Source organism: Mucilaginibacter sp. P4_G9, from assembly GCF_056400985.1.
Genome location: NZ_JBFUKF010000200.1, coordinates 1 through 9,596 on the forward strand (window position 1 = coordinate 1; position 9,596 = coordinate 9,596).

9 protein-coding genes are annotated in these 9,596 nt (G+C 42.1%); 7 read left to right on the forward strand and 2 right to left on the reverse strand.

The genetic code is table 11. The features are described from left to right. The 4 genes from AC1DPZ_RS16555 to AC1DPZ_RS16570 all read left to right on the forward strand — a co-directional run. The coding region (locus tag AC1DPZ_RS16555) for a response regulator (RefSeq protein ID WP_477405350.1) at positions 1-2,764 on the forward strand (2,764 nt) is incomplete at its 5' end. A gap of 3 nt (positions 2,765-2,767) precedes the next feature. Further along, entirely contained in the window at positions 2,768-3,598 is an 831-nt protein-coding gene (locus tag AC1DPZ_RS16560) for a CheR family methyltransferase (protein ID WP_477405352.1), read from the forward strand. Then, positions 3,588-4,175: a chemotaxis protein CheB gene (locus AC1DPZ_RS16565; RefSeq protein WP_477405354.1), complete on the forward strand. Its 588-nt coding sequence runs from the start codon at positions 3,588-3,590 to the stop codon at positions 4,173-4,175. Before AC1DPZ_RS16560 ends, AC1DPZ_RS16565 begins: the two co-directional genes overlap by 11 nt. Positions 4,176-4,204: 29 nt before the next feature. Further along, complete coding sequence (locus AC1DPZ_RS16570; protein ID WP_477405356.1) at positions 4,205-6,148, forward strand: hybrid sensor histidine kinase/response regulator; 1,944 nt, start codon at positions 4,205-4,207, stop codon at positions 6,146-6,148. Here the strand turns inward: AC1DPZ_RS16570 and AC1DPZ_RS16575 are convergent. Continuing rightward, the gene (locus AC1DPZ_RS16575; RefSeq protein WP_477405358.1) at positions 6,137-6,334 is read right to left on the reverse strand and encodes a methylated-DNA--[protein]-cysteine S-methyltransferase; all 198 of its coding nucleotides are present in this window, start codon (positions 6,332-6,334) and stop codon (positions 6,137-6,139) included. The genes AC1DPZ_RS16570 and AC1DPZ_RS16575 overlap by 12 nt on opposite strands. A 23-nt stretch (positions 6,335-6,357) precedes the next feature. Beyond that, positions 6,358-6,621, reverse strand: coding sequence for a methylated-DNA--[protein]-cysteine S-methyltransferase (locus AC1DPZ_RS16580; RefSeq protein ID WP_477405360.1), 264 nt, complete (start codon positions 6,619-6,621; stop codon positions 6,358-6,360). Between the two features lie 89 nt (positions 6,622-6,710). On the opposite strand from AC1DPZ_RS16580, the gene AC1DPZ_RS16585 reads away from it, so the two are divergent. The 3 genes from AC1DPZ_RS16585 to ccsA all read left to right on the forward strand — a co-directional run. Continuing rightward, the gene (locus tag AC1DPZ_RS16585; RefSeq protein ID WP_477405362.1) at positions 6,711-7,394 is read left to right on the forward strand and encodes a heme exporter protein CcmB; all 684 of its coding nucleotides are present in this window, start codon (positions 6,711-6,713) and stop codon (positions 7,392-7,394) included. Positions 7,395-7,640: 246 nt separating this feature from the next. Next, on the forward strand, positions 7,641-8,774 hold the full coding sequence (locus tag AC1DPZ_RS16590; protein WP_477405364.1) for a carboxypeptidase-like regulatory domain-containing protein: 1,134 nt from the start codon (positions 7,641-7,643) through the stop codon (positions 8,772-8,774). Positions 8,775-8,997: 223 nt separating this feature from the next. Next, on the forward strand, positions 8,998-9,596 hold a 599-nt coding region (gene ccsA / locus AC1DPZ_RS16595; RefSeq protein WP_477405366.1), incomplete at its 3' end, for a cytochrome c biogenesis protein CcsA.

A 9,596-nucleotide genomic window follows, 5' to 3' on the forward strand; every position in this document is an offset into this window, starting at 1 on the left:
GGCCAAAGTACTTGCCGAAAACGAAGCTAAAAACTGGCTGCTCACCGGTACCGGAACCCTTAACGAAAAAATGCAGGGCCAGCAAAGTGAAAAAGAGTTAGCTAAAAACATATTAGCCGAAGTTTGCAGTCATAGTAAAGCTGCTGCGGGTACATTTTATTTATATGATGAAAGAGAGCAACGGCTTGACCTGTACGCCTCATACGCTTTTCATAATCCCGAGCTGTTAAAAAAATCTGTTAAGCTCTCGGAAGGATGGCTGGGCCAGGTTGCCGAGGATGAAAAGGCCGCTGTTGTAAAAGGAAAGCTAAACGACAGGCTTGAGCTCTCATCATCGGTAGTGAAAGAACTTTTAACCGAAACATTTATTATTCCCTTCTTTTTTGATAAAAAGCTAAAGGGTGTTATGGAGATAGCCTTTAGTGGCGAGTTGGCCGGTCGTGATCGAGATTATATTCTTGCCATAGCAAATGATATTGGTATAGCTGTTAATACTGCACAGGCGCGTACCATTATGCACGATCTTTTTGAGGAAACCCAGCAGCAGGCCGAAGAACTGGAAGCACAACAGGAAGAGATGCGTGTTACCAACGAAGAGCTGGTGAACAAAACAGAAATGTTGCAGGCATCAGAAGAAGAGTTACGCGTACAACAGGAGGAGCTGCGTACCATAAACGCCGAGCTTGAAGAAAAAGCCAGCTTGCTGGAAGAAAAGAACCAGGCCATTGAAGAAGCCCGTGCGGCCATCAACCTCAAAGTTGAGGAACTGGAAACAACGGGTAAGTATAAATCGGAGTTTTTGGCCAATATGAGCCACGAGCTGCGTACCCCGCTAAACAGCATCCTGGTACTGGCCCGCATCCTGAGGGATAATAAACCACATAACCTTTCGGAAGACCAGGTTAAATACGCCAGTGTGATATTTAATGCCGGTAATGACCTGCTTACATTGATCAATGATATACTCGACCTTTCGAAAATTGAATCGGGTAAGCTTGAAATGCAAAATGAGGATATTCGGATCACCGAAATTCTGGGTGATATGGAAATGTTGTTTACAGAGGTTGCCAGCCACAAAAAAATCAACTTTACAACCAATATAGCCAAAAATTTACCTGCAACCCTGTTTACCGATAAGGTGAGGGTTGAACAGGTTATTAAAAACCTGCTCTCGAACGCGTTTAAGTTCACGCCCGAAAATGGATCAATATCCATCACGGTAAACCCAGGTGCGAAAGATAAAACCGTGAGCTTTGCCATAAAAGATTCGGGCATTGGTATCCCTGTAGAAAAACAGCGCCTTATATTTGAGGCCTTTCAACAGGCCGATGGTTCAACCAGCCGTAAATACGGTGGTACAGGTTTAGGACTTTCAATAAGCCGTGAGCTAACTTTTTTACTTGGCGGCAGCATAACGCTCAATAGTGAGCCTGGCCTGGGCAGCGAATTTGTACTCACCATACCTTTTGAAGCCAAAATAGTACCGATAGCTGATGATGACCTGCTATCAACTACCCAAACTTTTAAAACCGAAAGCAACTTTTTAAAACCGTCTGAGGCTGTAGTAAAGGAGAATAACCACGATCCACTGGTGGTAATTGTGGAGGATGATAAAAACTTTGCCAGTATTTTGCAGGATTATGCCCGCGATCATGGATACAAATCAATTATGGTACATGAAGGTAGCCGCGCCGTTGAAACCGTGAAAGAGGCTAAGCCCGATGCCGTGATACTGGATATTATGCTGCCGGGTAAAGATGGCTGGCAGATATTAAAAGAATTGAAAGCCGATGCTGACACTATGCATATCCCTGTGCACCTGATGTCGGCTGGTGAGGCTGCCGCTCACCGCGTGCGTAATGAGGGCGCTATCAGCTTTCTCAAGAAGCCTATCAGTACCGAAACACTGGATAAGCTGTTTACAGATATTATGCTGCACAATGGTACCAGGTTTACCCAGATATTGCTTGTGGAAGACCATAAAGCCCAAAGCCAGGCCCTGAAGGAAATGATGCAAGGCCAGGGTATCACTGTTGACCAGGCTTTTGATGGCGAGTCGGCATTCAGGATGCTGCACGAGAATGAATACCAATGCGTGATCCTGGATCTTAACCTGCCCGATATTTCTGGTCTCGACCTGCTGGATAGGATTAAGGAGGTTGACCGCTTTGGCTCATTGCCTGTAATAGTTAATACAGCTATGGAGCTTGATAAGGCATCGGTTAACCGGCTGATGCAGTATGCCAATGCGATGGTGGTTAAAACCAATAAATCTGCCGACAGGCTTATTGATGAAGTTAACCTGTTTTTGAATAAGATTAGCGAAACCGTTAGCCAGGCAGCAATACCCCCGTCAAAACCAAAATTACCAACCAAGGGAAAAGAAGCTATCAAGGGTAAAAAAGTGCTGATAGTTGATGACGATATGCGTAATATTTTTGCCTTAAGCAGCGCCCTGCAAGGCTATGATTTGGTTGTGGAAATAGCCAATGATGGCGAAGAAGCTATTGCCAAACTTGAAGAAGTACCTGGTATTGATATTGTACTCATGGATATCATGATGCCAAAAATGGATGGATACGAGGCTACAAAATATATTCGTAAGCAAAACAAGTGGGCTAAATTACCCGTAATAGCTTTAACTGCAAAAGCAATGAAAGATGATCGCGAAAAGTGCATAGCAGCCGGGGCTAATGATTACATTACAAAACCGGTTGATATGGACAGGTTGATTTCATTAATGCAATTATGGCTTGAAAGTTAATTTATGACAGATACTGCTGTTATTATATCACATCCTCAAATAACCGAACTGATTGACCTGGTAAAAAGGGTTCACGGTTTTGATTTTTCGGGGTATACCAAAGCCTCCTTAAAACGAAGGGTCACCAGGATCATGCAGCTTAAAAAAATAAGCTTTTATGATTTAAAACACATATTGGTGAATGATCAGCCCTTTTTTCAGGAGTTTTTGGAGGAGATAACGGTTAACGTTACCGAGATGTTTCGCGACCCTGCTTTTTACAAAGCTGTAAACAACCAGGTTGTGCCTTATCTGTCAACCTATCAGCATTCAAAAATATGGGTTGCAGGCTGTTCAACCGGCGAGGAAGTGTATTCGCTGGCCATATTAATGCGCGAAGTCGGCTTAAGCACAAAAACGTTCATTTATGGCACGGATATTAACACCGAGGTATTAAAGGAGGCCCGCAAGGGTATTTATAGCCTGCGCAATATAAAAAGCTATGCCGAAAATTACCAGCTTACTGGTTTAAATGGTTCAATATCAGACCATTTTACTATCCTGTATGATGCTGCGTCGATACACAATGAGTTAAAACAAAATACGCTGTTTTCCGTACACAATTTGGTGTCCGATGGAGTATTTAACGAGTTTCAGCTTATTAGCTGCCGTAACGTATTCATCTACTTTGAAACTGAACTGCAGGAGCGCATACTGGAGCTTTTTTATAAAAGTTTATGCCCGCTGGGTTATTTATGCCTGGGCAGTAAAGAAACTATACGTTCTGATGCTTTTAAAAAGAAGTTTAAAGTAATTAATCAAAAAGAAAACATCTATCAAAAAGTTGGGGCCTGATAAAAATTTACTTGATTGCTGGAAGTCTGCCGAAATACTACTATTAGGGGGCTCTGCCGGTTCATTTAAATTACTGTTCCAAATAGTTAAATTATTTCCGTCCAACCTTAATAAAGCCGTAATTATAATAATTCACAGGAAAAAAAATTATTTCAGTGAAATCGAAAAGCTGTTTGCCGAAAATAGTCGTATTTTAATGCGTGAAATTGCAGATAAGGACGTTCTTAACAAGAATACTATCTATATTGCGCCCGCAAATTACCACACCCTTATCGAAAAAGAAGGTACATTCAGTCTTGATGTTTCTGAGGCTGTTTGGTACTCAAAACCATCAATTGATGTAACTTTTGAAAGCTTTGCAGAGGTTTACAAAGAGCATTGTATTGCCATTTTGTTATCTGGTGCAAACCAGGATGGGGCCGAGGGTTTATTAAAGTTAAGGAATAGCGGAGCAACAACTATAGCACAGCATCCCGAAGATGCGGAAATGGACGAAATGCCACAGGCCGCAATTAATATTGGAGCTGCCGAATATATATTACGAACAGAAGAAATTTTTAAATTATTGAACACATAATAATTCACCATACATATAATTAATATTACATGCCCCCTGTAAATATTCTTATTGTTGATGACAGAGAAGAAAACATAATAGCGCTTGAGGCCTTATTAAAACGTGATGATATTCGCATTTTTTCTACAACATCCCCAAATGAAGCCCTTAAAATAGCCTGGGAGACCAACATTGCCATAGCATTGGTAGACGTTCAGATGCCCGAAATGGATGGCTTTGAACTTGTAGAAATGCTCAAATCAAACCCGCGTACTAAAGATATCATGGTGATTTTTGTTACCGCTATATCAAAAGAAACCAAATACGCGGTTAAAGGCCTGGGTACAGGCGCGGTTGATTACCTGTACAAGCCGCTCGATCCTTATATTACCTCGGCCAAGGTTGATTCATTTGTACAGCTTGCCCGTACACAAGCCGAAATTAAGCAGATGAACGTTGAACTGCAGAATTTCGCTGTAGTTGTAAAAAATTCGGCCGATATTATCTGCTCTGTTGATGTGCAAAGCCTTCGGATAGAAAATATTAATCCGGCGGTTGAGTTCATTATGGGTTTTAAGCCGGCAGAATTGCTGGGTAAAAGTATCATAAACCTTGCTATTGAGGAGCACCAGCCCGACTTGCGTAAAAAGCTGGGTGAAATTATTAAGGATAACCTTAATTTTTCTGCTTTTGAATGCCGGTTTGAAAGATTTGATAAACGGGTGATCTGGGTGGAGTGCCGTGCATCCTACCACAACAAGACTATCTTTATCAACATCAGTGATATATCGCCTCAAAAGAGTTACCAGGAGCAGCTGATAAAATCAAAAGAACAGGCAGAATATACCAAAAAGGTTAAAGAAACCTTTTTAGCCAATATGAGCCATGAATTGCGTACACCTGTTAATGGTATTATTGGCATAACCGGCATGTTGCTTAAAACCAATATTGATGAACAGCAGAAAGGCATGCTCGACCTGTTGGAAATATCGTCAAAATCGCTTTTAGGGGTTATAAATGATGTATTGGATATTTCAAAGATAGAGGCCGGCAAATTCAGCATTGTCCGTTCTGCAAATAATGTTTATGACATTGTTAAGGCAGTATTTGACCTGTTGAAGTTTAGGGCCAATGAGGCCAATATTGAATTTTTATTGGAGATTGAGCCCGATGTGCCCGCCAATTTAATAGTGGATTCGTTAAGGCTTAACCAGATCCTGATGAACCTTTTGAGCAATGCCATTAAATTTACCGAAAGAGGATATGTGAAGTTAAAAGTATCGGTATTGCAAAGGGATAACGATAGGGTGAAAATAAAATATAGTGTTGAAGATACCGGTATAGGGATTCCATCAGATAAATTGACCAAAGTATTTGAGTTATTTGAGCAGGCCGAAGCCGACACCGTAAGCAAATATGGTGGTACCGGACTTGGCCTGGCTATTGTGAAAAAACTGGTAGAGCTTAAGGATGGCGAACTTACTGTGAGCAGCCAGGTAGGTAAAGGAAGCACGTTCAGTTTTATAAACTGGCATACTGTTGCTGCAAAACCCGCTGATAAAAGCGCGTCAAAACCGGGTAAGACGCTTAGTCCGTTCCTGAATATTAGTGTACTGGTTGCCGAAGATAATATGGTGAACCAGTTTATGCTATCTAAAATGTTAAAGGATTGGAAGGCTGATGTAGATATGGTAGATAACGGCCGCAAAGTGCTTGATAAACTGGCTGCCAAACATTATGATATTATTTTGATGGATACCCACATGCCCGAAATGAATGGCTACGATGCAGCTAAAAACATTCGTGTTGATTTTGTGGAACCTAAAAGGAGCATTCCTATTATATCACTTTCGGCAGCATCATTTGGGGCCGAGCAACAGGAAGCCTTAACGGCAGGGATGAATGATGTGCTTTCAAAACCTTTCCAGCCCGACCAATTGCACGAAAAAATGAGCCGCTTACTATATAAGCATACCGATAAGTTAAAAGTTTAGTCGTGTTTGTCCAACACCCATAATGCGGGCCTCATGCTCAAGCAGCCATTGCTTGCGCCAAAGGCCCCCGGCATAGCCTGTTAAACTGCCATCAGAGCCTATAACCCGGTGGCAGGGAACTACTATCCATAAGTTATTTTTTCCGTTGGCCGCAGCAATAGCCCTTATGGCCAGCGGGTTTTTCATTTGGTTTGATAGTTGTGCATAGCTCATGGTTGCGCCGTAACCAATCTGCAATAAATTTCCCACACCTCCTGCTGAAAAGTAGTGCCCGGTTGCCTTATCGGGAAATCGAATGTTTTCCTTTTACCTGCAAAATACTCTTCCAGCTGGTTTATAGCCATTTGTAAAAGCGGGGTTGAGGCAGGGGTAATTTCGTATTCTTCATCCCGAATAGAGATTGCCGAAATAAAATCATCATCCTGGGTAATTCGTGTTATACCAACCGGTGTACGGTAATAAGCTATGGGCATTGGTTTGTAATTGTATTCAAACTTAAGGGAAGTTATACATTCAACCAAATGCATATCCATCACTAACATCAAATTATTACCTTTGCCGCATGAAGCTTGTTAACGAAACCATCCATTTGCTCAAAAAGGAAATTTTGCTGGAATGGCGTTCAAAATATGCTTTTAACGGAATTTTGCTTTACGTTGTATCAACCGTTTTTGTTTGTTACATCTCCTTTAACCTGTCGCCGGGTTTCAGCGGCAGCAGCAGCTATCCGCTGGTATGGAACGTGCTTTTCTGGATCATTATGCTGTTTGCATCGGTTAACGCCATTGCCAAAAGCTTTATGCAGGAAAGCAAGAACCGACTGCTGTATTATTATTCCATCGCCAGTCCGCAGGCTATCATCCTGTCAAAAACTATTTACAACATCCTGTTGATGTCGCTGATCAGCTTCCTGGCGCTGCTGGTATACAAAATATTTTTTGTTAAGCCTCTTGGCGATCCTTTATTTTATTTCCTGGCTGTTTTTATAGGGAGTATCAGCTTTTCTACCGTATTTACCATGATATCGGCCATTGCTTCAAAGGCGGGCAATAACGGAACCTTGATGGCCATACTAAGCTTTCCGGTTATTATACCTGTAATACTTATCCTTATCCGCTTAAGCAAAAGCGCTATGGATGGGGTCGACAGGAGTTTTAGCTATGGTAACATGGGTGTTTTATTTGCCATAAACGCCATTGTGATAGCTACAGCACTATTGCTTTTTCCCTATTTGTGGCGCGATTAAACTCCTGAAATTAAAAAAAGAATTGCCTGTTGAAGGGGTAGCTTTCACCACCCGTACCGCGAACCCCGCTCCCCGCACCACATTGTAAAAATCTTATATCAACAAATAAATACTTCGGCAATTCATGTTGCGTTCATAAAAAATGCGTTTTTTAGTAGCTTGAAAATTAAATTTCAGTATTTTTAATTGATGCGGCCAATCCGGATAGTCCTTATAGTCTTTATTTTATTAAGCCCGCTTTTGGTTTTGGCGCAAAATGCAACTATTACAGGTAGGGTGGTGCATGGCGAAAGTAAAGCCCCGGTGGCAAATGCAAGTGTGTTTTTGAGCAATGCCACCTACGGCACTTCCAGCGCCGAGGATGGCACGTTTACGCTCTCTGGTGTTAAACCCGGGCAGTACGAACTGGTGGTTACGGTGGTTGGTTATGAAGATTATTCGCAAACCATACAGGTAGGGCATGAGCCCATGAAGCTTGATATCTCGCTCACCCAAAAGGTACTAATGCTGCGCGAAGTAGTGATAAGCAGCAATGCCGACTGGAAGAAAAATTATGAACAGTTTAAACGGGAATTTATAGGTACTACCGAAAACTCGAAACTGTGTAAAGTGCTTAACCCCCACATTTTAAACCTGATATACCATCGCAATAAACAGCAGTTGGAGGCCGAAGGAGATGAGTTTTTAGTGGTGGAGAACCGCGCATTGGGTTATCGTACTAAATTTTTGCTGAAGAACTTCGTGAGCGATGGCATTGAACACACCATTCAATACGCAGGTAAAGCCCTTTTTGAAGAGTTGCCCGGCTCGGCAGAACAAAAGCGACTGTGGAAGTTAAAGCGCGAGGCGGCTTATTACGGTTCGGCACAGCATTTTTACCGGTCGTTATATAAAGACAGGTTAAAGGAGGAGGGATTTGAGGCGCATGATTTTACCCGGGCACTTAACAGGGAACGACCGCAAGAGGCGCTCATTCAGCAAAAAATAAAAAGGTTCAGGGAGTTGAACCGTGATTCGCTCATGTACTGGTATAAACTAAGCAACTATACCAAGTGGAACGATGAGAACGTGGTAAAGATCCCCTATCAATCTATCGAGATCCTTCGCAAAACTCCGCAGGCCGGTATTTATGCCATTACGTTCCCGCATTTTTTGTATGTAGTATATACCAAAAAGCACGAGCTTACCGAATTTAAGGATGTATATCGCCCGCTGGATATGGAAAACTTTGAAACCAGCATCATAACCCTGTACACCAGCTACGCGCTGTTTGATATGAATGGTATCGTGATATCAAACCCAAGCCCGCTGTATGAAGGCACATGGTCAAAAGCCAAACTGGCCGACCTGCTGCCGGTTGATTATGAGCCGGGGGATTAATCAGTCATTGGTCATTACGCTGCGCTTGTCATTGGTCATTGGGACTTTCTGGCTGGAAAATAGTTATAGGTAATTAAAACAAAGCATCCGATTGTCAATTCCCCCTAATGACTAATGACTAATGACTAATGACTAATGACTAATGACTAATGACTAATGACTAATGACTAATGACTAATGACCAAAATTAATTACCTTTGGCCATCTAAATAATATGAAGTTTATTTATCAAACATGGTGGAAGGTATTAGCCGTAATTGTGGTTATTTATACCCTCATTGCGGGCTTATTACTTGGGGTGCCAACAATGCCTATCCTGCACGAAACTATCCGGAATACTTATTTTCATGTGCCTATGTGGATGGCCATGTTCTCGGTGTTTACCATATCTGTTTATTACAGTATTAAATACCTGCAAACGGGTAAAGAAGAGTACGATCTGATAGCTGTAGAAAGCGCCAATACCGGCCTGTTCTTTTTTGCTATAGGCTTGCTTACCGGCATGCTTTGGGCCAAATACACCTGGGGCGATTTTTGGAGCAATGATCCTAAACAAAACAGCGCTGCCATAGCTTTCCTGCTATATTGTGCCTACTCGGTATTGCGTAATTCTATTGATGAAGAGCAAAAACGGGCTAAGATCTCGGCTATCTATAACATCTTTGCTTTCCCTATCATGATTGTTTTGATTATGGTGCTGCCGCGAATGACAGATTCTTTACACCCCGGTAATGGCGGTAACCCAGCTTTTGGTAAACTGGATATGGACAACCGCATGCGCGTTGTATTATATCCGGCATTTATTGCCTGGAGTTTTATTGG

Coding starts and splice junctions, on each gene's coding strand:
- AC1DPZ_RS16585 (WP_477405362.1), top strand. CDS start 6,711: ATGAAGCTTGTTAACGAAACCATCCATTTGCTCAAAAAGGAAATTTTG.
- AC1DPZ_RS16560 (WP_477405352.1), top strand. CDS start 2,768: ATGACAGATACTGCTGTTATTATATCACATCCTCAAATAACCGAACTG.
- AC1DPZ_RS16570 (WP_477405356.1), top strand. CDS start 4,205: ATGCCCCCTGTAAATATTCTTATTGTTGATGACAGAGAAGAAAACATA.
- AC1DPZ_RS16580 (WP_477405360.1), bottom strand. CDS start 6,621: ATGCCCATAGCTTATTACCGTACACCGGTTGGTATAACACGAATTACC.
- AC1DPZ_RS16575 (WP_477405358.1), bottom strand. CDS start 6,334: ATGAAAAACCCGCTGGCCATAAGGGCTATTGCTGCGGCCAACGGAAAA.